Origin of the sequence: Mycetocola zhadangensis (genome assembly GCF_003668565.1) — a bacterium.
GTDB classification, from domain to species: Bacteria; Actinomycetota; Actinomycetes; order Actinomycetales; family Microbacteriaceae; genus Mycetocola_A; species Mycetocola_A zhadangensis.
In genome coordinates this window covers 293,849-315,269 of record NZ_RCWJ01000004.1, presented here as the reverse complement: position 1 = coordinate 315,269, position 21,421 = coordinate 293,849, and the positions used below count along the sequence as shown (strand labels likewise).

The window sequence follows — 21,421 nt, the reverse complement described above, 5'->3', positions numbered from 1 at the left end:
GCGCCCGGACCGTGGAAAAATGCTGTTCATCAGAAGGTCCCCGGCTGGAGCCAGTAATCTGTTCCAGAGTACCGAGCGCCCGGATGCCCAAAGCCGGTCGAAGAAACGAGAACGAGGCGTATGAACGCACGGATCCTGGTGGTCGACGACGACACAGCACTGGCCGAGATGATCGGCATCGTGTTGCGAACCGAAGGCTTCGAGCCACACTTCTGCGCCGACGGAAGTGGCGCAGTTGACGCCTTCCACGAGGTCAAGCCCGACCTCGTTCTTCTCGACCTCATGCTTCCTGGCATCGACGGCATTGAGGTATGCACCCGCATTCGTGCGGAATCGGGCGTGCCGATTATCATGCTCACGGCCAAAACCGACACGGCCGATGTGGTCAAGGGGCTCGAATCAGGGGCGGATGACTACATGGTCAAGCCGTTCAACCCCAAGGAGCTCGTCGCTCGCATCCGCACCCGGCTGCGCCCAGCACCGCAGCAGGCCCTGGACACGCTGCAGATCGGCGACCTCGTCCTCGACGTCGCCGGGCACGAGGTGCGCCGTGGCGACACAGCCATCAACCTGACCCCCCTCGAGTTCGACCTGCTGCTCACCCTGGCGTCGAAGCCGCAACAGGTATTCACCCGCGAAATGCTGCTCGAGCAGGTGTGGGGCTACCACTACAAGGCAGACACCCGCCTGGTCAACGTGCACGTGCAGCGCCTCCGCGCCAAGGTCGAGTTCGACCCTGATAACCCGCGCATCGTAATGACGGTTCGAGGTGTCGGCTACCGCGCCGGCACCGGCGCCGCCGCGCAATAGCTGGCATGGTGTTCAGCCGGGAATCGACGGCGAGCCCAGCGGGGTACGGCGCCAACGCAGGGGTCGCCGGAGCGCGACTCGCGAACTGGAGGACCTGGCCAACCCGGGTGGTCCGCTCGTGGCGACGGTCGCTGCAGTTCCGCACCGTCATCGTCACCCTCGGGTTGTCGCTCGCCGCCGTGCTCATTTCGAGCATTTACATGTCGTTGTCGATCGGCAACGACCTCTTCTCCTCCCGCGTCGACCAGGTGCAGCAGGACTCGTTCCGTGCGACATCGTCTGCCCAGAACATCCTCGACTCCTCGAGCGACCAGGACCGGGCCGGCATCCAGGAGCTGATGAGCGCCGCGCGCACCGAGATCGCCCGCGCCTCAAGCTCCACCCTCATCGCCGGCTACCGCACACCGGGCCAATCGCCGAGCGCCGTCGCTCCACAGGACTTCGAGAGCCCCCAGCTCAGCGGGGTGATCAGCGACGCCCTCCGCGCGAGTGTGCAGAAGAACCCTGACGAACAGTGGTGGCAGTCGGTCTCACTTCCGGCGTCGAACGGTGGAACCAACCCCGGCATCGTGGTCGGAACCGAAATCACCCTGCCTGAGGGCAGCAGGTACGAAATCTACATCGGCTACAACCTGGTCGACACCGAGGAGACGCTGCTCTTCGTTCAACGCACCCTCTTCATCGGCGGGCTCACCCTCCTGATCCTCCTGGCGTCCGTCGCCTGGGTGGTTGTGCGCCTCGTTGCCAACCCGATTCGTGTGGCGGCCGAGACCAGCCAGCGACTGGCATCCGGAGATCTTGAGGTTCGAATTCCTGAAAAGGGCGAGGATGAACTCGCGACGCTCGCTCAGTCGTTCAACGGCATGGCCGACAGCATGCAGAAGCAGATCAAGGAACTTGCCGACCTGTCCCAGGTCCAGCAGCGCTTTGTGTCCGATGTCTCGCACGAGCTCCGCACCCCGCTCACCACGATCCGGCTCGCGGGCGACGTGCTCTACGACCAGCGCGACACCTATCCGCCTGCCATGGCCCGCACGACCGAGCTGCTGCACACCCAAACCCAGCGCTTCGAGGTGCTGCTCGCCGACCTGCTCGAAATTTCACGGTACGACGCCGGGTCTGTGCAGCTTGAAATCGAGCCGACCAGCCTCATTCACTTGGCCGAGGACTCCATCGATGGTGTTGCGTCGCTCGCCGAGCAGAAGGGGTCAGAGATCCGACTTGTCGCGCCGGGCGGCTACTCGCCTGTCGAGGCCGACCCGCGGCGCATCCGCCGCGTGGTTCGGAACCTCCTCGGCAACGCCATCGAGCACGGCGAAGGACGCCCGATCGTCGTGGTGGTCGACAGCAACGAGCAGGCCGTCGCTCTCACCGTCCGTGACTACGGGCACGGAATGACCGAGGCCGACTCCGAGCGGGTCTTCGACAGGTTCTGGCGGGCCGATCCGTCGCGCAAACGCACCATCGGCGGCACCGGCCTCGGCCTCGCCATCGCGCTCGAAGACGCGCAACTGCACGGAGGAACTCTCGACCTGTGGACACGGGTCGGCGGTGGCACGTGCTTCCGGCTCACCCTGCCGCGCGTGCTTGGCGGCGAGTTCTCTGTGTCGCCGCTCCCGCTTCCCCCCGAGGACGCGGACGGTCCTTCCCCCGCGATCGATCGAGCGGATGCTCCGACGCAAGTGAGAGAGGAACGCTCATGACCCGCAGGCGGCTGAGAAGCACCCTCGCGACTGGGCTGGCGCTCGCGCTGGCCGTCCTCGTCACCGGTTGTGCAGGCATCCCGCAATCGGGTGCACCGCAGATCGGGCAGGTCGTTCCGACCGACGAGGACCCGGAGATCGAGTTCCTCGCCCAGGGACCCGAGAAGGACGCGACGCAGGAGCAGATCCTGCGCGGTTTCATCGACGCGGCCTCGAGCCCGCGCGACGACTACGCGACAGCACGTGAGTACCTCTCGCCGTCGATCCAATCGACCTGGAACCCTGACGCGAGCGCGCTCATCGACGAGGCCAACCAGCGAGCATTCACCTCGGTGGACGCTCTCACCATGCAGGTCAGCCTTGTGCCTGTCGCATCTGTCGACGGGTCGGGGGAGTACGTCGAGTTCAGCGACCTGCAACCGACCACCCGGGTGTTCGCGCTCGTGCAGGTGGACGGCCAGTGGCGGATCAACTCAGCACCGGACGGAGTCGTGCTCGACGAGCAGAAGTTCAGCGAGGTCTTCAATCCGTACGCACTGAGCTTCTTTGACCCGTCATGGACGCACCTCGTCCCCGACCTGCGCTGGTTCCCATCGCGCGCGTCGACGGGAACACAGATCGTCAACGCCCTGCTCGACGGGCCAAGCGAGTGGCTTGTCGGCGCTGTGACATCGGCGTTCCCCGAGGGCACCCAGCTGACCCGCAACGCCGTGCCCATCGTCAGTGACGTGGCGCAGGTTGACCTCAACAGTGAGGCGTTCGAAGCAGACGATCTGACGCTGCAGCGCATGCAGGCGCAGCTCTCCGCGAGTCTCAGCGGTGTGTCGACCATCAACTCGGTCAGCATCGCGGTGAGCGGCAACGTTCAGGACATCCCGGTGCTCGCGATCCCAGGACCACGGGTGGACCCGCGGCCGCTCGCCATGACCGAGGACGGTTTCGGTTTCCTCAGCGGCGGCGCCGTCGAGCGGCTCCCCGGCATCAGCCCGCAGATCGAGGCACTCAGCGCAACGGCGGCGGTCGTCAACCCGAGTCACTCGCTCGCGGCGGTCAGAACGCCGGACGGCGTGTACGCCGTGCGGCAGTCGCAAACCTCAGGCCTTCGCGTCGACGGCAGGGCGGGTCTCATCGCCCCGTCACTCGATCGATTCGGTTTCATCTGGAGTGTCCCGGAGGGCGAGCCAGGTTCGCTCCTGGCCATCCGCGCAGACGGTTCGCAGTCACCGGTGATGTCGAGCTGGCCAGACGCGTCGAGCATCCAGTCCATCCAGGTGTCGCGGGATGGCACAAGGCTCCTCGCCCTGGTCCGCACGGCTGGCGAACCCCGGCTCCTCGTTGCCGGCATCGCTCGCGCCGCAGACAACACCCCGGTCAGCCTCGGCGATCCGCTCGTGCTCGCGGTCGGTGACGGCGCTGGCCTCTCCGCCACCTGGATCGACGAGATCACCGTCGCGTCCCTGACGAGCTCGTCCGACGGTCGGGGCGAGGTCGTCACCCAGGTGATCGGCGGAGAATCGACGCGGCTGGCCACCCTCGACGACGCCGTGCAGATCGTTGGGGGAAACACGACCAAGCAACTTCGTGCGCTGTCGTCTGCGGGTGACGTGCGGGTACTGCGCACGTCGCTCTGGCAGACAACCGCGAGCGGGGTGGCGTTCCTGGCCACCCAGCTTGGGAGCCCGAGCTAACTGTCCACAGGCCGGGCTGCACGGCGGGCTTTCCCCCGATCGTGCAACTCCCGGTTCCGCGATCGCTGCGCGCGCAAAGCTAAGCGGATGGAGGTCTCCGACAGCACCCCGGTCGCGCAGGTCGTCGGCCGAGCCCTTCGCGAGGCGATCGGGGTGCTTCTCCCGGTTGCCTGCGTGGGTTGTGGGCAAGCGGATGCCGCGCTCTGCGACGCCTGTCTGGCCAGCGTTCCGAAACCTCCCGCAGTTCGTGAGCTCGACGACGGGTTTCCGGTGTGGGCGGCGACAGACTACGACGGTGTTGTTCGTCGTGCTCTCCTCGCACTCAAAAATGAGCAGCGGACAGACGTTGCCGCAGCGCTCGGCGGCCTTCTCCGCTCGGCGTTCGACCGGGCCCTCACTGAGCTGCCCGCTCGGGCAGGCACCGTGGCCGATGTGACGCTCGCCACGATTCCATCGAGCCGGTCCGCCTACCGGAGAAGGGGATACCGGCCCGTCGACAGGCTCGTGGCTAATGCGCGCCTCGCCGCGGAGCATCCGCTCGCCCTCGTCCGACAGCCGGACGACCAGATCGGGTTGGGAATCGCCGGCAGACAGCGCAATCTGACCGGATCGCTCCGCGCACGCAACCGCGCGACGGGGCGCTGCTACCTCATCGTCGACGACGTCGTGACCACCGGCGCAACGCTGCTCGAAGCGCGTCGAGCGCTCGAGCAATCGGGTGCACGAGTCCTCGGTGGGGTGGTGCTCGCCGCGACGCCACGGCGCATTCTACCCCGGCCGTAACCACACAGTTTGCTGAGTGACTTATCTCCCCCCGCGGACTACCGTGGGGCTAAAGGCGCGAAAGGACCGCCCATGATTATGCGGCGGGACGCCTGATCTGGGAGGTTGACGTGGAAATTAACATTGTCGGACAAGGCCTGGGACTCACTGATCGCTTCCGCGATTACGTCGAGGAGAAATCAGCGAAAGTAGCCCACCTGTCAGACCGAGCCCTCGCATTCGAGGTCAAGGTCAGCCGTCACCACGACAAGAGCGGTAAGGCCGGAGACGACCGGGTCGAGCTGATGCTCGTCGGTCCAGGCCCACTCGTTCGAGCCGAAGCGGCGGGTTCAGACAAGTACGTTGCCTTTGATCTGGCAATTGCAAAACTGCTCGAGCAAGTGCGTCGAGCGAAAGATCGAAAGAAAGTATTGAGGGGGAAACGGCGAACATCACTCTCGACAGCGAGTGCTGAAGGATTCAGCGGAATCGACCTGCAACCCGCTGACCCTGAGACCATCGAACGCGTAGCCACCGGTGTGCTGACGGCGGTCGATGAGAATGAGGAGAACACCGAAGAGGAATACTGCCCGGTTGTTATCCGGGAGAAGGTATTCCCGGCCGAGTTCATGACCGTCGATGAAGCTGTCGACCGCATGGAACTCGTCGGCCACCCGTTCTTCCTCTTTGTTGATGCCAAGAACGACAGGCCAAGCGTTGTGTACCGCCGAAAGGGCTGGGACTACGGAGTCATCGGGCTCGACGAGGACACAACGGAATCGAAGAAGCGAGCGTAGATCCGCAGGGATCACTCGACCGTTGTTCACGCGGGTGCCGGAATTCCCGGCACCCGCGTGAACACTTTTGGGGGTGATTGCCTGTTGTTATCAGGGTGCTCCCACCGGACTGGACGCTAACATGGATAGCGTTATCGACTGACTGTTGATCATCACCCGCGCACACGGCGCGGTGGCGCGAAACTCGCGTGCCCTAGAGACAAAAGTGGAGTGCAATTCGTGGCCTCAGTACTAGAGAGGGTTCTTCGCGTCGGCGAAGGCCGGATCCTCAAGAAGCTCGAGAACCTGACGAAAGCCGTCAACTCGCTCGAACCCAACTTCGCCGAACTCACCGATGAGGAATTGCGCGCCGAGACGGGCGAACTCCGGGCTCGATTTGAGAAGGGCGAGACCCTCGACGAACTTCTCCCAGAGGCCTTCGCGGCCGTTCGTGAAGCGTCGAAGCGCACCATTGGTCTTCGTCACTTCGACGTGCAGATCATGGGCGGCGCGGCCCTCCACCTCGGCAACATCGCCGAGATGAAGACCGGTGAGGGCAAGACCCTCGTCGCGACCCTCCCCGCCTATCTGAACGCCATTGCAGGCAAGGGTGTGCACATCGTCACGGTGAACGACTACCTGGCGACGTACCAGTCAGAGCTGATGGGGCGCGTCTTCCGCGCTCTCGGCATGACCACCGGCGTGATCGTTGCAGGGCAGACGCCTGAGCAGCGACGCGAACAGTACAACGCAGACATCACCTACGGAACGAATAACGAGTTCGGTTTCGACTACCTGCGCGACAACATGGCCTGGCAGTCCAAGGACCTCGTTCAGCGCGGTCACTATTTCGCCATCGTCGACGAGGTCGACTCCATCCTCATCGATGAGGCGCGTACCCCGCTCATCATCTCCGGACCCTCCTCAGGGGAAGCGAACCGTTGGTTCAACGAATTCGCGCGCCTCTCCAAGATCCTCATCGAGGGTGAGGACTTCGAGGTCGACGAGAAGAAGCGCACGGTCGGCGTGCTTGAGCCGGGCATCGAAAAGGTCGAGGACTACCTCGGCATCGACAACCTGTACGAGTCAGCCAACACGCCACTGATCTCGTTCCTCAACAACTCGCTCAAGGCGAACGCGTTGTTCAAGAAGGACAAGGACTACGTCGTGATGAACGGCGAGGTCATGATCGTCGACGAGCACACCGGTCGTATCCTCATGGGCCGCCGCTACAACGAGGGTATCCACCAGGCCATCGAGGCGAAGGAAGGGGTTCAGGTCAAGGCCGAGAACCAGACCCTCGCCACGGTGACCCTGCAGAACTACTTCCGCCTGTACTCGAAGCTCTCCGGCATGACCGGTACTGCCGAGACCGAGGCTGCGGAATTCGTCTCCACGTACAAGCTCGGTGTGGTTCCGATCCCGCCGAACAGGCCGATGCGTCGCATCGACCAGTCTGACCTCGTCTACAAGAACGAGGAGACGAAGTTCGCGCAGGTCGTTGAAGACATCGCCGAGCGTCACGAGAAGGGCCAGCCAGTCCTCGTCGGAACGACAAGCGTCGAGAAGAGCGAGTACCTCTCCCGCCTGCTCGCCAAGAAGGGCATCCGCCACGAGGTTCTCAACGCGAAGAACCACGCTCGCGAGGCAGCGATCGTCGCGCAGGCAGGCCGACTCGGTTCGGTGACCGTTGCCACCAACATGGCCGGACGTGGTACCGACATCATGCTCGGTGGTAACGCTGAGTTCCTCGCCGTGCAGGAGATGAACGCCAAGGGCCTCAGCCCGAGCGAGACGCCCGACGAGTACGAAACGGCATGGGACGACGTCTTCACCGCTGTGAAGGACAAGGTCCAGGAAGAGGCGGACAAGGTCATCGACGCCGGCGGGCTGTACGTCCTCGGTACCGAGCGCCACGAGTCTCGCCGTATCGACAACCAGCTCCGCGGCCGCTCAGGTCGACAGGGTGACCCCGGAGAGAGCCGGTTCTACCTGTCACTGACCGACGACCTCATGCGCCTGTTCAACTCGGCTGCCGCCGAAGCGCTCATGGGCCGCGGCGGAGTGCCGGACGACATGGCCATCGAGTCCAAAGTGGTCAGCCGTGCCATCCGCAGCGCCCAGTCGCAGGTCGAATCGCGTAACGCCGAGATTCGCAAGAACGTCCTCAAATACGACGATGTCCTTAACCGCCAGCGCGAGGCAATCTACGCAGACCGCCGCCACATCCTTGAGGGTGACGACCTGCACGAGCGCACGCAGAAGTTCCTCGAAGAGGTCATTGATGAGGTGCTCGACGTTCACGTCGGCGAGGGCAACGGTGATGATTGGGACTTCGACGCGCTTTGGGTCGACCTCAAGACGCTGTACCCGATCAGCCTGACCATCGACGAGGTGGTTGCTGAAGCCGGGCAGAAGGGCAAGATCAACCGCGACTTCATGCGCCGCGAAATCCTGTCAGACGCCAAGCTCGCGTACAGCCGCCGTGAGGAACAGCTCGGCGCGCCTGCGATGCGCGAACTCGAACGTCGTGTGGTGCTCCAGGTCATCGACCGCCGCTGGCGCGACCACCTCTACGAGATGGACTACCTCAAGGACGGCATCGGCCTGCGCGCCATGGCGCAGCGTGACCCGCTGGTCGAATACCAGCGCGAGGGCTTCAGCATGTTCCAGCAGATGATGGGGCAGATCCGCGAGGAGAGCGTCGGATATCTGTTCAACCTCGAGGTTGAAGTGAAGAAGGGCGCGAGCGAGGAAGTCACCTCTGTCGAGGCCAAGGGACTCACCCGGCCCGATGGCGAGGAGGAGAAACTCAGCTACTCGGCAGCCACCGAGTCCGGTGACGTTGAGGTGCGCAACCAAAAGGGCCAGATCGAGAAGGCAGCGACAGCTCGCGCCAAGCAGGCGAACGCCGCCCGCTTGGCCCCGGTCGTCGACGACGCCTCGGATGCTCCCGCCGAACGTGGAGCGTTCGGTCAGAAGGGTGCAACGGTCCCGCCGGCCGGCGGAAACCGTGCCGACCGCCGCGCGCAAGGTAAAAAGAAGTAGCAGCTGACGAGCACACGGCCCCGGCTCCCTTTCGAGGGAGCCGGGGCCGTTTCGTTAGAGCACGCCGATCGAGGTCGCGCGCCAGCGCCTGTCGACGCCCTCCAGTCGAATGGCGACGGCCCTGGCGCGAGGTTTTTCGTAGACCATCACCACGGCCTCGACGACGCCGTCGCGTGGAGAACTTGTGGTGATCCGGCCGATCACGAGCACAGGGCGAGTCGCAGGAACACCCTTCACCTGCCGTGCCCGCGCCGAGATCAACTGGCGTTTCAGCAGATGTTTGTAGACGTCTTCGCTGATCCACCTGCCGAGCTGGTCGATGTCTCGGGCGCCGCGGAGCACCTCCATCACGCAGCGGGTCAGGTTCTCGAGAAGTGGCTCAGGCGGCGGGAGCTGTTCGGTTGGGGTGGCCTGGTGGCCGAAGTAGCCCTCAGAATCGAAGTGGTTCGTCCCCGGACCGTCGGTTGGGAGTGAAGCGTTCGTTCCTGCGCTCCCTGGCGGCGAATTCGGCCGGCGTTGTGAAGCCGGTCGGTGTGCATCCGCCGGCTTCCGAGGGGTCGCGGCTGGCTCGCCGGAGAACGGAATACTCATGCGTGGCTCCGTTGAAAGATGACTGTCTGTGCTCTTCATCGAGCAGGCTCGAGAACCGGCTCACAGCCGGTGATGGCGGCCACGGGGCAAGACGCCAGCGCAACAGGACGAGTGTTTCGGGTCCACGCGAGACCTGCGTCAGCAGATCCCCGGAGCAAACCGGGGATCGGAAAATGAAGTTGTGGAACGTTACTCTCTCAGCGGTGTTGCGAGGTGTAAACCCCGCATCACAAATCTGTGGATAACTCACGTTTTGCTGTGTAGAACTGTGTACCCTTCCAGCATGCGGTGGGACAGCCTCTTCGACGATCTTGAAAGCCAGCTCGAGCACGAGCTGCACTCCGACGAGACCGATCTACGCGCGGAAGAATATCGGCACAGATTGGGGCGGCTCGCTCTGCGCGAGCGAATCTCCACCTTCAGTCGCGGAGGCGGTCGTGAGCGACAACCGGTCACCGTGGAACTTGTGACGGGGGAGACACTGGCTCTTCTGCCCCAGACCTTCGGCAGGGACTGGTTCTCCGCTGACGCCCAAACCGCCGGAGCGGACTCGGGCGCTGTCCTCGTTTCGATGAACGCGATTGCGGCCATCCTGGTCCCGAAGTCGGTGCTCGCTCGGAGCCTTGACGTGCCCGAGGTTCCGGACAGTGATCCGCGGCTCACCGATCGGATCGGGATCGCTTTCGCCCTGCGCGACCTCTGTCGCCGGCGGGCCTTTGTGCAGGTGCATTGCGCAAACGCCGTATCCGCTGTGCACTCCGGCACGATCGACCGGGTCGGGCGTGACCACTTCGACCTCGCTGTCCACGAGCCGGGGCAGCCGCGGCGTGAACGGAACGTCGCGCACCAGCGCCTGATCCCGTTCAGCCAGCTCGCCTACCTCCGCCTGTAGCGCTAGTCCTGCTTCGGCCGAAAGATCGTGCCGCGCGCGATCTCCGGCAGGCTCGCGATGTCGGACTCTTCCCACAGGCTCATCCGGCGAGCTTCCTCGTACTTTTCAGCGATGTACGCCTCAAGCTGCACACGTTCAATCCGCCACCGGCCTGGAGCTCCGACGCTGATAGCGGGCAGCTCCGTTGTGCGGATCAGCTCGATCACCTCTGCCGCTGAGATGTTGAGGATGTCCGCAGCGTCCGCGACGGTGAGGAAGCGGCCGACGGAGTCGGAAGAGACCGTGTCCATACGTCGATTATGGGCGCGATGTCCTGTGGCGAACGTAGCTGTGGATAACTTTTTCACGACTGCCCAAAAATTGGCACGATGGAAACCCACGCAACCCCGCGTGTCCGACCGTTCGTTCGGAGGATGAATGGACCCCGCAGCGACCCTCACGCCAGTACGCTCGCGCATTCGGCTCGACCCACGATTTGTCGTCGGGATCGCACTGATTCTCGTGTCGATCGTCGGCGTCTGGCTGGTCGTCCAGTCCGCCGATCGCTCGACGCCCGTCTACCTGGCCCGAACGACGTTGAGCGTCGGAGACGTCGTCCGTGACGGTGACCTCACCCTCACGCACGTGCGGCTCGGCGAGGCGGATACGCACTACGTCGCCGACGGCGCCATCCCAGAGGACGGCCTGGTTGTCCTCCGCACAGTGCTCAAGGGTGAACTGCTTCCTCAGTCGGCTGTCGCGACGGATGCCACGGTCAACGTCAGCGCGATCGTCGTCGGTTCGACGTCCACCCTCCCCGAATCGATTGACGCCGGTTCGCTCATCGACGTGTGGTCAGCGCAGGTTCAGGACGATGGCACCTTCGCCCCTCCCGTCGTCCTGGTTCCTGGAGCATCGGTTGTACGGGTGGTTGAACAACAGGGACTTGTGGACGCTGGCGGCCAGGACGTCGAGATCCTCGTCCCGAAGGGCAAGGTGGCCTCTGTGCTCGCCGCCCTGGCCGGAAAAGACGCCATCTCCGTCGTCCCGGCGACGGGCAGGTGAGACCGGTGGTCGCGCTTGCCTTCGCCATCGACGGCAACACAGAGGACCGAGTCATCGCCGACCTGGTCGAGCGCGGGCACACTGTGGCAGCGCGCATCGGTGAACACGCCGACCCGATTGCGGTGCTGGCCGAGAGCGATGCGGCCGTACTGCTCGTCTCGGCAGAGCCCGAACGGCTCACCGCTCGTTTGCTGTCCTGGTGTGACGACCACGGCATCCGGGTTGTCGCCCTCGCAGCCACCGAGGCCGCCGCGCACAATGGTCAGGCGCTGCACCTGCACGAGGTCCTTCCCGCCGATGCTCCGCTCGACGAAATCGACGCCCTGGTGCGTGGAGGAGCAGTGGTTGCACCGACGCCGGTGTCGAGCGGTCCTGGCCGGATCCTTGCGGTCTGGGGGCCGGCCGGCGCGCCAGGCCGAACCACCGTGGCCATCACTCTCGCCACCGAACTGGCGGCATCCGGTCGTGTTGTCGCCCTCCTCGACGCCGACACCTACGGTGCATCGATCGCACCAGCGCTCGGCATGCTCGACGAGTCGCCCGGGTTCGCCGCCGCCTGCCGGCTCGCCGGGCAGAACGGGCTCAGCAGGGCGGAGCTGGAACGTGTCAGCCAGTCCTATCCCGTCCGCGGCGGAGCCCTCCACGTTCTCACAGGCATCACCCGGTCATATCGTTGGCCCGAGCTCAGCGCTGAGCGGGTGCGGCGCACGCTCGACGCCTGCCGGGACTGGGCCGACTACGTCGTGATCGACACCGGGTTCAGTTTCGAGAACGACGAAGAAATCTCCAGTGACCTGTTCGCTCCCCGGCGCAACGCAGCAACACTCGCGTGCCTAGACGCAGCGGACGAGATTCTGGCCGTTGGTTCCGCCGACCCGATTGGCCTCGCCCGATACCTGCGGGCGCACGCCGAGCTCCTCGACCGGGCGGCGGGTGTTCCGATCACAACGATTATCAACAAGGTCCGCCCAGGTGCCATCGGGCTGAACCCGTCCGGGCAGGTGAAAGCGACGCTGCAACGGTTCGGCGGCATCGGTCAACCAGTTCTTCTCCCGCACGATGAGAAGGCGACGGATGCCGCTTTGCTCGCGGGCAAAGCACTGCGCGACGCCAGCCCGAAATCGGCCGCACTTGCCGCTGTGCGTCGGTTCGCGACCGATCACATCCTGCCGCCCCCTGAGCAACCGGTAACCCGCCGGTCCCGCAGGCGTGCTCACGCTCTCGCCCGAGCGACCGCCGTGTAGGCGCTCCTTATACAGGACGGTTCCGGCGACAAATGCGCGCGTGTGGCCCGCATAGACTGGACAAATGTCAACGCTCAGTGACCTCGTTCTCGCCCAGGGGCGCTCCACCGAAGCCGATGTCGACTGGCTGCACATGCTCGTCGGTGACGCGCAACTCCTCGCCGATCTCGCGTTCGCTGACATCGTGCTCTGGGTTCCGGCCAAGGATGGTGGCTTCATTTCGGTGTCGCACTACCGCCCGTCGAGCGCGGCCACCCTGTTCTACCGTGACTTCGTTGGCCAGCCGATCAAAGCCCAGTGGCGTGCGCAGGTCAGTGACGCATTCGAGAACGCCCGGATCGCGGACTCAACGGCGCCGGACTGGTACGAAGAAACCCCCACCCGCGTTCGTGCGGTTCCTGTCATGCGTCGACTCGGATCGGCGTCACCCGAGAACGCGCCGATGCCGATCGCGGTGCTCACCAGGCACACCAACCTCGGCGAAGCTCGCACCCCCAGCCGCCAGGAACTGACCTTCAACGAGTGCGCTGACGACCTGTTTGAGATGGTCGCAACCGGCGACTTCCCCGACGTTTCAGCGCCAACCGGCCCACGGCGAGGAGCGCCGCGTGCGTCTGACGGACTCATTCGGCTCGACGTCGACGGGGTCACCACGTTCGCGAGCCCGAATGCCCTCTCCGCGTTCAACCGGATGGGGTTCGCAGACGAGCTCGAGGGAGAGTCCCTCGCCGAAGTGACAACCCAGATCCTTCCGAGCAAACAGGTCATCGACGAGTCACTTCCCCTCGTCGTCACCGGTCGCGCCCCGTGGCGCACGGACATTGAGGCCCGCGGTGTCACGGTGTCGCTCCGCGCCATCCCGCTGCGTCACCGCGGTGAACGTGCCGGTGCGATCGTGCTCTGCCGCGACGTGTCCGAGCTTCGCCACCAGGAGCGCGAACTCATCACCAAGGATGCGACCATCCGGGAGATCCACCACCGTGTGAAGAACAACCTGCAGACCGTCGCTTCGCTGCTGCGGATCCAGGCGCGGCGGGCGCACAACGACGAGGCCCGTGAGGCGCTGTCCCAGGCGATGCGGCGTGTGGCCGCGATCGCCGTTGTGCACGACACCCTGTCGGAGGGCCTGACCCAGGACGTCAACTTCGACGAGGTCTTCGAACGCGTCCTCATGCTCATCGCCGAGGTCGCGTCGAGCCACAACACAACAGTTCACCCGCACAAGACCGGTGAGTTCGGTGTGCTGCCCAGTGCATACGCCACTCCGCTGGCCCTTGCCCTCACCGAACTCGTCACCAACGCCGTTGAGCACGGGCTCGCCGGGCGCGATGGCGAGGTCGAGATCGTCGCCGACCGGTCGGGCGACGAACTCACTGTCCTGGTCCGCGACAACGGCGTTGGACTGCAGGAAGGCAAGGTGGGCGCAGGTCTCGGCACCCAGATCGTCCGAACACTCATTCAGGGTGAACTGAGCGGCACGATCGACTGGCACACAGTGGTCGGATCCGGAACCGAGGTCACCATTGAGGTGCCCCTCCGCTGGATCTCACGCACGTAGCATCCGCTCGACAGGCATAAAAAAGATCGTTGCCCGTTCTCCGAAAGGAGAGGGGCAACGATCTTTTCGTGAGCTTAGGAAGCGCGACGTGCGCGAGCGGCGCGACGCTTGAGCGCGCGTCGCTCGTCTTCGGAAAGACCGCCCCACACACCCGAGTCCTGGCCGGTCTCCAGCGCGTACTGCAGGCAGATCTCGGTCACCGTGCAGCGACCGCAGACGGCCTTCGCTTTGTCGATCTGGTCGACGGCTGGCCCCGTGTTTCCGACCGGGAAAAATAGTTCCGGGTCTGCGGTGAGGCAAGCGGCTTTGTCGCGCCAGTCCATGGGGATGCTCCTTAGAATTGCGGGTAAGCGACCGATATGGTCGAAAATGGAAACGGGCCCGTAATCTGAGAGGGCGATCACACGATGGGATCTGCTCACCTCTTTGTGAACCGCAAATCGGGCCTTCATTATGTTCGCATAACGGTCGAATCAAAGCAATAGATTTAAGCGCGATAAACCTGTGAATAACGTTCCAGACACATTTCTGACACACGAGGGGTCTACAATTTCCGATTTTCCACCCGATAGCCGAGGATCTCTCGCAATTCGGCTCCTCACCGGGATTTTGTTCCTGGAGGCTCTCGCACTGGTCGCTCTCGTCCTCGTGCTGGTCTTCGACATCCTCACGCAGCCTGCCGCATCGGTCGCGAGCGCAATCGCCCTGACGGTGCTCGTTGTGATCGCCGCCGTGTTCGTTTCGGCTGTCGCGGTCGCTCTGGCCAGACGCTCCCCGTGGAGCCGTGGCGCAGCTGTGGTGTGGCAGCTCGTGCAACTGGCGATCGCGGTCGGAGCGTTCCAGGGGGTAACGGCTCAGCCGGCGTGGGGCTGGGCGATCCTCGTTCCATCGGTGATCGCGCTGATCCTGCTGTTCACGAGAAGCGTGATGATCATTCTGCGGCGCCCGGACGTCGAGTAGTTGTCGAATTCGCGAACGGATGCTCTGGGCGGCGTTGGCGCGGACGCCTTACGCGATCTTCAGCTTCTTCCGCAGCGACGCAACGTGTCCGGTCGCTTTCACGTTGTAGAGCGCCAGCTCAATCGAACCGCTCTCGTCGATCACGAAGGTTGAGCGGAGCACCCCGGTGAGAATCCGGCCGTAGGAGTTCTTTTCGCCGTACGCGCCATACGCCTGGTGCACGTCGAGGTCCTGGTCGCTGAGCAGCGGGAAGGTCAGCGCATCACGTTCGGCGAACGTCTTCAGCGTCTCAGGCTTGTCCTTCGAGATGCCGAGCACCGTGTAGCCGGCGCCCTGCAACGAACCGAGGCTGTCCCGAAAGTCGCAGGCCTGGGTGGTGCAGCCGGGGGTCATGGCCGCCGGGTAGAAGTAGAGGATGACCTTCGAGCCGGCGAAGTCGGCCAGTGAGACCGACGCGCCCTCCGAGTCGGTGAGGGTGAACGCTGGTGCTGCGTCGCCAGCCGAGAGGCGAACCGAAGCATCGGACTGTGTGGGTTCGGGTGAAGTTGAATTCGTCATGGTTCCAGCCTAGGCATCCCGAACGGCCGCGCGGGTCGCGAAGGTGGCCAGCAAGCGTTGCAGCGAGTCAAGGCGAGCTGCACCGGTCTCTCCGAGTTCGCCTGCCTCGACGGCCTCGACGATGGCGCAGTCCGGCGCGTCAGGCAGGTGTGTGCAGCCGCGCGGGCAACGTTCCGCCGCCTCGGCCAGGTCAGTGAATGCCTTGAGCACGTTCGCCGGGTCGATGTGGCCGAGCCCGAACGAGCGCACACCAGGAGTGTCGATCACCCAGCCTGTTCCGTTGTCATTCTCGATCCGGTACGACACCGTCGATGATGAGGTGTGGCGACCGCGACCTGTGACAACGTTGACGTGACCTGTCGCCCGCTGTGCGGTTGGGACGAGGGCGTTGACCAGTGTGGATTTACCGACCCCGGAGTGGCCGACGAATACCGTGTCGTGACCGATGAGCGCCTCGGTGATCTCGGCCAGTGGCATCCGATCTGTCGCACTGGTGAAGACAAGCAGGTCGAGCCCGGCGAAGTTGCGCAGGAAGTCGGACGGGTCAGCGAGGTCTGTTTTGGTGATGCACAGGATCGGACGGATGCCCGCGTCAAGCGCCGCGATCAGGTACCGGTCGACCAGTCGCTCGCGTGGTTCCGGATCAGCTGCGGCCACAACAACGAGCATCTGGTCGGCGTTTGCCACGATGACGCGCTCGACCTCGTCGGAATCATCGGCGCTTCGGCGGAGCAGCGTGGTGCGCTCGACAATGCGGACGATGCGGGACAGGGTGCCTGCGTCGCCGGACAGATCACCGACAACGTCGACACGGTCGCCGTTGACGACGGCGTGCTTGCGCAGCTCAGACGCACGGGATGCCGTGATCCGGCGTTCTTTTCTCGTGCCCTCATCGAGCAGCACCGTGTAGCGGCCGCGGTCGACGGCGAGAACGCGCGCGGTCTGGGCGTCGTTGTGCTCGGGGCGAGTCTTGGTTCGCGGGCGGTTGCCCTTGCGGTTCGGTCGAACGCGAATCGACGACTCGTCGAACTGCGGCTCATCGTCGTCTTCGCCGGTGTCCCACCAGCTCATCGGGACACGGCTCCGGCCAGCATTGTTGTCCAGAGTTCGGGAAACTGGGGGAGGGTTTTCGCCGTTGTGGCGATGTTCTCGATCGAGACGCCCTTAACGACGAGTCCAATGATGGCGCCAGCCGTCGCCATGCGGTGGTCGTGGTAGCTCGACCACAGGCCGCCGGTGAGCGGCTTCGGAACGATGGACAGGCCGTCCTCGAGTTCGGTCACTTCACCGCCGAGCTTGTTGATCTCGGTGGCGAGTGCGGCGAGGCGGTCGGTCTCGTGGTGGCGGATGTGCCCGATGCCCGTGATGGTGGATGGCGAGTCGGCGAGGGCCGCCAGCGCAACGAGGGGTGGTGCCAGTTCGCCTGCCGTGGTGAGGTCGAGGTCGACGCCGGAGATGCGGCCGGTTCCTGACACGGTGACCCGGTCGCCGTCGACAACCACCTCGGCGCCAAACTTCGGGAGCAGCTCGAGCAATTCGGCGCCGACCTGGGTGGTCTCGGCTGGCCAGCGCGGGATCGTCACGCTTCCGCCGGTCACAACGGCTGCGACGAGGAATGGTGCGGCGTTGGACAAATCGGGTTCGATGTCGACATCAAGACCGGCGATGGGGCCTGGCTCGACCCGCCAGGTGCCTGGTGCTGGCGAAGTGACGGTCACCCCGCGGGCGGCGAGGGCGGCGATCGTCATGTCGATGTGCGGCAGGCTCGGCAGGCGTTCGCCCTCGTGAGTGAGGGTGAGGCCGGTCTCGAACCGTGCCGCAGCCAGAAGGAGTGCCGAGACGAACTGGCTTGAGCTGGACGCGTCGATGGTCAGCGTCCCTCCGGCCACCCTGCCCGTGCCGTGCACGGTGAACGGCAGCGATCCGCGGCCGTCGTCGTTGATGTCGACGCCGAGGTCGCGGAGTGAGGAGATGAGCGTTGTCATCGGACGGCCGCGAGCGGAGTCGTCTGCATCGAAAGTTGTTGGCCCGAGAGCGAGTGCGGCGACGGGAGGGACGAAACGCATCACAGTACCGGCGAGGCCGCAGTCAACAGTGGTTGAACCGGTCAGTTCTCCCGGCGTGACCAGCACGTCAGGACCAAACTCGCCAGTGGCATCCGTATCTGTGATCGTTGTTCCAAGCGCCCGCAGAGCGTCGACCATGTTCTGGCTGTCCTTCGAGTGCAGCGGCGCACGCAGGACAGAGGGCGAATCGGCCAGGGCGGCAAGCACAAGCTCGCGGTTGGTCAGCGATTTTGAGCCTGGAAGTGAGACGACAGCCGAAATCGGGCCTGCCGCGAGAGGGGCAGGCCACGGCTCGTTTCCGGCGGGCTGGTGGCGGTCGCCGTAGATGTCGAACTCCGGTGCGGAATATTGAGACTCAAGCATTGTTTCTCTAATGTATCGGCCATTTCAGTCCTGGAGGCATTTCGATAATGACAAGTTACGTACTCGAGCGAGCAACAGACGTGCCGGTCACCGGCGACGTTCTTCGCGATCTCGAGCGTCGTCTCGAACCGGCGGCCGTAGACTTGCCTCTGATGACCACCGTGGACGATACCCCAACCCCTGAACCGGACCCGCGTGCGCTGTTCGAAGAACAGGCCCTGCCGTTCATCGACCAGTTGTACGGCGCTGCCATGCGCATGACGAAAAACCCGTCGGATGCGCAGGACCTCGTCCAGGAGACGTTCGTGAAGGCCTACGCGGCCTTCGGGCAGTTCACGCAGGGAACAAATCTCAAGGCGTGGCTGTACCGCATTCTCACGAATACGTACATCAACATCTATCGCAAGAAGCAGCGCGAGCCATACCAGGGCACGATCGATGACCTCGAAGACTGGCAGATGGGTGGTGCGGAGTCGACAACGGCGTCGTCATCACGGTCGGCCGAAGCCGAGGCAATCGATCACATGCCGGACAGTGCTGTGAAGGATGCCCTCCAGGCCATTCCTGAGGACTTCCGACTGGCGGTGTACCTGGCTGACGTCGAAGGCTTTGCCTACCAGGAGATCGCCGACATCATGAAAACCCCCATCGGAACCGTTATGAGCCGACTGCATCGAGGCAGGCGGATGCTGCGGGACCTGTTGGCCGACTATGCAACCGAGCGCGGTATCGACACCCGCCCGGCAGGAGCACGAAAATGACCGATTGCGGATGTGACCAGGCGAAGCGCGATCTCGAGGAGTACCTCCGAAACGAGGTGTGCTCGACGAATGCCGCAGATATTCGAGAGCACCTCGAGCACTGCACGTCGTGCCAGGAAGAAGCGCTTCTCGCGAAGACGTTGACGGATGCTGTTCAGCGGGCATGCAAGGAGACCGCGCCCGCGGACCTGCGCGAGCACGTTCTTGAGCGGCTCCGTGCGGTGCAGGCAACACACTAGGTTCCAACTTTCGGACGACGCACTCGGTTTGCCTCGCCCCGTAGCGTTGGGTGTGTGATTCAGACCCCTGCTCCCGTCCGGAAGTCGCGTGTGCCCGTGTGGCTGCGCATTCTTATCCCCGCTGCCCTTATCCTCGTCTGGTTTGGGCTCTTCGGGGCTGGCGGAGCAAGCTTCGGCCAGATCAGCGCGGTCAGTACGAACGACCAGTCGCAGCAGCTGCCCGCAAGCGCAGAGGCAACGAAGGTCCAGGAACTCCAGGCCGAGTTCCGCGACGATGATGTGATTCCGGCGATCGTAGTCTTCGAACGCGACGGCGGGCTCACCGAGAGCGACCTGGCCTCGATCGACGACATCGTCACCGAGTTCGGCACCCTCGACGGGGTGCTGCCCGAAGAAAGTTCGCCAGCCATCCCGTCCGAGGACGGCGAAGCGGCCCAGGTCGTGATGGTGCTCGACACCGACGTCAAGACGGCAGACACGGTGGGGGAGCTCCGCACAGTCCTCGACGACAACGCCGTCGACGGGCTCACCGCGGCAATCACCGGGCCCGGCGGGCTCGCAGCGGACCTCACCAATGCGTTCGCTGGAATCGACGGTCTTCTGCTGCTCGTGGCGCTCGGCGCCGTGTTTGTCATCCTCGTCGTCGTGTACCGGTCGCCACTACTTCCCGTTCTCGTGCTGTTCTCCAGCCTCTCGGCGCTGTGCGCGGCGATCCTCGTGGTCGTGCAGCTCGCTCGTGCCGAAATTCTGCTGCTCAGCGGGCAGACCCAGGGCATCCTGTTCATCCTCGTCATCGGAGCGGCGACCGACTACTCTCTGCTCTACATCGCCAGGTTCCGGGAGTCGCTTGCAACCCAGCCCACCAAGTGGACAGCGACCTGGGCCGCGCTCAAGGGATCGTGGGAGCCGATCCTGGCGTCGGGCGGAACCGTCATCGCGGCCCTGCTGCTTCTGCTCTTCTCCGACCTCAACTCAAACAAGTCGCTCGGGCCTGTTGCGTCGATCGGTATCGTGTTCGCCCTGCTGTCGTCGCTCACGCTTCTGCCCGCGCTGCTGTACTGGGCGGGCAAGGTTGCATTCTGGCCGATCAAACCGAAGGCCAAGCCGGTCGACGATAACCCCGTCGCCGAGAACAAAAAGGGTCTCTGGCCGGCGCTCGCGCGATTCATCGCGCGCCGTCCGCGTGCCATCTGGATCTCAAGCGTGTTGCTGCTCGGTGTGATGTGCCTCGGCATGTTCCAGCTCAAGGCAGACGGCATCGCGCAGAGCGAGTTTGTGCTCGGCGAATCACAGGCCCGCGACGGCCAGGCTGTGCTCGCCGACCACTTCCCGGCCGGCTCCGGTTCGCCGACGGTCATCATCGCGCCGGAGGACGAGCTCGACGCCGTCTCCGACGTGGTGCTTGCCACCGACGGTGTCGACTCGCTGACCGTGCTCTCCGCGGATTCCCCGTCCGGATCACTCCCGGTCACCGAGAACGGCGTCCAGCCGCTCGGGCCTCCGGGAACCCCTGTTCCCGAGCTCACGGTCATCGACGGAAACGTGCTGCTCTCGGCGACACTCCTCGACGCTGGCGACTCGATCGAAGCCGAAAACGTCGTGGTAGACCTGCGCGCTGAGCTTGCCGACATTTCGACCGAGGACGCACCGGTGCTCGTCGGTGGCACAACGGCCATCGCCCTGGACTCGAACACCACGGCCATCGCCGACAGGAACCTCCTGATCCCGCTGATCCTCGGCGCGATCACGCTCATTCTCATGCTCCTGTTGCGCTCGATCGTCGCTCCGCTGTTGCTCATCGCCAGCGTCGTGCTGTCGTTTGGCGCGGCGCTCGGGGTTTCGGCGTGGGTGTTCAACGGCATCTTCGACTTTCCGGGGGCTGACCCCTCTGTTCCGCTGTTCGGCTTCGTCTTCCTCGTTGCCCTCGGCGTGGATTACAACATCTTCCTTATGACGAGGGTGCGAGAGGAGTCGGGCAAGCACGGCACCAAGCAGGGCATCCTGCGTGGCCTGGCCGTCACAGGTGGCGTGATCACCTCGGCAGGACTCGTGCTGGCGGCGACCTTCGCTGCGCTCAGCGTTATTCCGATCCTGTTCCTGCTCCAGATCGCGTTCATCGTGGCATTCGGTGTGCTCCTCGACACGTTCCTGGTACGCTCGCTCCTCGTTCCGGCGTTGAGCTACGACATCGGCCGGGCCATCTGGTGGCCGAGCAAGCTGTCACGTGGCATCCACTCGGCCGACCGGTCGGCACCTGTCGTAAGCGACGACCGTGTTCCCGCCGACCGCGAGAGCTGATCGAGAAACGACGCTGTCTTGGACAGGGACCGCGGTGCACAGCTATTCCTTCGGGATGGT

The 21,421-nt window shown here is 64.4% G+C and carries 20 protein-coding genes; 14 read left to right on the top strand and 6 right to left on the bottom strand.

All coding sequences use genetic code 11. The features are described from left to right. The first annotated feature begins 120 nt into the window (after window positions 1-120). The 6 genes from mtrA to secA all read left to right on the top strand — a co-directional run bounded on the left by mtrA (window position 121) and on the right by secA (window position 8,787). Window positions 121-810 (top strand): MtrAB system response regulator MtrA, encoded by a 690-nt coding sequence (gene mtrA, locus D9V28_RS14265; RefSeq protein ID WP_121659759.1) that lies wholly within the window; start codon window positions 121-123, stop codon window positions 808-810. 5 nt (window positions 811-815) lie between these two features. Continuing rightward, window positions 816-2,513 carry an MtrAB system histidine kinase MtrB gene (gene mtrB / locus D9V28_RS14260; protein WP_121659758.1) on the top strand — a complete coding sequence of 566 codons (1,698 nt, stop codon included), beginning with the start codon at window positions 816-818 and terminating at the stop codon, window positions 2,511-2,513. After that, the gene (locus D9V28_RS14255; RefSeq protein ID WP_121659757.1) at window positions 2,510-4,201 is read left to right on the top strand and encodes an LpqB family beta-propeller domain-containing protein; all 1,692 of its coding nucleotides are present in this window, start codon (window positions 2,510-2,512) and stop codon (window positions 4,199-4,201) included. Before mtrB ends, D9V28_RS14255 begins: the two co-directional genes overlap by 4 nt. Window positions 4,202-4,288: 87 nt before the next feature. Continuing rightward, window positions 4,289-4,984 (top strand): ComF family protein, encoded by a 696-nt coding sequence (locus D9V28_RS14250; protein WP_121659756.1) that lies wholly within the window; start codon window positions 4,289-4,291, stop codon window positions 4,982-4,984. A gap of 110 nt (window positions 4,985-5,094) precedes the next feature. Continuing rightward, window positions 5,095-5,760 (top strand): ribosome hibernation-promoting factor, HPF/YfiA family, encoded by a 666-nt coding sequence (gene hpf, locus D9V28_RS14245; RefSeq protein WP_121659755.1) that lies wholly within the window; start codon window positions 5,095-5,097, stop codon window positions 5,758-5,760. Window positions 5,761-5,979: 219 nt separating this feature from the next. Then, window positions 5,980-8,787, top strand: a complete 2,808-nt coding sequence (gene secA / locus D9V28_RS14240) for a preprotein translocase subunit SecA (protein ID WP_121660438.1) — start codon at window positions 5,980-5,982, stop codon at window positions 8,785-8,787. Window positions 8,788-8,841: 54 nt separating this feature from the next. Here the strand turns inward: secA and D9V28_RS14235 are convergent, their stop codons facing one another. Then, on the bottom strand, window positions 8,842-9,378 hold the full coding sequence (locus D9V28_RS14235) for an Rv3235 family protein (protein ID WP_183086546.1): 537 nt from the start codon (window positions 9,376-9,378) through the stop codon (window positions 8,842-8,844). A gap of 283 nt (window positions 9,379-9,661) precedes the next feature. On the opposite strand from D9V28_RS14235, the gene D9V28_RS14230 reads away from it, so the two are divergent. After that, window positions 9,662-10,270, top strand: coding sequence for a hypothetical protein (locus tag D9V28_RS14230; RefSeq protein WP_121660406.1), 609 nt, complete (start codon window positions 9,662-9,664; stop codon window positions 10,268-10,270). 2 nt (window positions 10,271-10,272) lie between these two features. On the opposite strand, the gene D9V28_RS14225 is transcribed toward D9V28_RS14230, so the two are convergent. Then, complete coding sequence (locus tag D9V28_RS14225; protein WP_121660405.1) at window positions 10,273-10,560, bottom strand: helix-turn-helix domain-containing protein; 288 nt, start codon at window positions 10,558-10,560, stop codon at window positions 10,273-10,275. 127 nt (window positions 10,561-10,687) lie between these two features. Here D9V28_RS14225 and D9V28_RS14220 point away from each other — a divergent pair, with 127 nt between their 5' ends. From D9V28_RS14220 to D9V28_RS14210, 3 genes are all read left to right on the top strand, one after another. After that, complete coding sequence (locus D9V28_RS14220; protein ID WP_121660404.1) at window positions 10,688-11,314, top strand: hypothetical protein; 627 nt, start codon at window positions 10,688-10,690, stop codon at window positions 11,312-11,314. A 5-nt stretch (window positions 11,315-11,319) separates the two neighbouring features. Then, a complete protein-coding gene (locus tag D9V28_RS14215) occupies window positions 11,320-12,558 on the top strand; it encodes a CpaE/TadZ family protein (protein WP_183086545.1) in 1,239 nt (412 codons plus the stop codon). Window positions 12,559-12,622: 64 nt separating this feature from the next. After that, window positions 12,623-14,116: a sensor histidine kinase gene (locus D9V28_RS14210; protein WP_121660402.1), complete on the top strand. Its 1,494-nt coding sequence runs from the start codon at window positions 12,623-12,625 to the stop codon at window positions 14,114-14,116. Window positions 14,117-14,190: 74 nt separating this feature from the next. On the opposite strand, the gene D9V28_RS14205 is transcribed toward D9V28_RS14210, so the two are convergent. Beyond that, window positions 14,191-14,439: a WhiB family transcriptional regulator gene (locus D9V28_RS14205; protein ID WP_090711166.1), complete on the bottom strand. Its 249-nt coding sequence runs from the start codon at window positions 14,437-14,439 to the stop codon at window positions 14,191-14,193. Between the two features lie 286 nt (window positions 14,440-14,725). On the opposite strand from D9V28_RS14205, the gene D9V28_RS14200 reads away from it, so the two are divergent. Further along, a complete protein-coding gene (locus tag D9V28_RS14200) occupies window positions 14,726-15,076 on the top strand; it encodes a hypothetical protein (RefSeq protein ID WP_121660401.1) in 351 nt (116 codons plus the stop codon). Between the two features lie 48 nt (window positions 15,077-15,124). Here D9V28_RS14200 and bcp read toward each other — a convergent pair whose 3' ends face one another. The 3 genes from bcp to aroA are packed head-to-tail and all read right to left on the bottom strand — an operon-like array spanning window position 15,125 to window position 18,063. Continuing rightward, window positions 15,125-15,634 carry a thioredoxin-dependent thiol peroxidase gene (gene bcp, locus D9V28_RS14195; RefSeq protein ID WP_121660400.1) on the bottom strand — a complete coding sequence of 170 codons (510 nt, stop codon included), beginning with the start codon at window positions 15,632-15,634 and terminating at the stop codon, window positions 15,125-15,127. 9 nt (window positions 15,635-15,643) lie between these two features. Then, window positions 15,644-16,705 (bottom strand): ribosome small subunit-dependent GTPase A, encoded by a 1,062-nt coding sequence (rsgA, locus tag D9V28_RS14190; protein WP_121660399.1) that lies wholly within the window; start codon window positions 16,703-16,705, stop codon window positions 15,644-15,646. Then, on the bottom strand, window positions 16,702-18,063 hold the full coding sequence (gene aroA / locus D9V28_RS14185; RefSeq protein ID WP_121660398.1) for a 3-phosphoshikimate 1-carboxyvinyltransferase: 1,362 nt from the start codon (window positions 18,061-18,063) through the stop codon (window positions 16,702-16,704). The genes rsgA and aroA overlap by 4 nt, the downstream gene beginning before the upstream one ends. 152 nt (window positions 18,064-18,215) lie before the next feature. Between aroA and D9V28_RS14180 the strand changes: the two genes are divergently transcribed. Genes D9V28_RS14180 through D9V28_RS14170 form a run of 3 tightly spaced genes read left to right on the top strand, consistent with a single transcriptional unit; the run spans window position 18,216 to window position 21,361 of the window. Beyond that, on the top strand, window positions 18,216-18,824 hold the full coding sequence (locus tag D9V28_RS14180) for a sigma-70 family RNA polymerase sigma factor (protein WP_121660437.1): 609 nt from the start codon (window positions 18,216-18,218) through the stop codon (window positions 18,822-18,824). Then, window positions 18,821-19,063 (top strand): zf-HC2 domain-containing protein, encoded by a 243-nt coding sequence (locus tag D9V28_RS14175; protein WP_121660397.1) that lies wholly within the window; start codon window positions 18,821-18,823, stop codon window positions 19,061-19,063. The genes D9V28_RS14180 and D9V28_RS14175 overlap by 4 nt, the downstream gene beginning before the upstream one ends. Window positions 19,064-19,117: 54 nt before the next feature. Continuing rightward, a complete protein-coding gene (locus D9V28_RS14170; protein WP_229728078.1) occupies window positions 19,118-21,361 on the top strand; it encodes an MMPL family transporter in 2,244 nt (747 codons plus the stop codon). The last annotated feature ends 60 nt before the right edge of the window (window positions 21,362-21,421 follow it).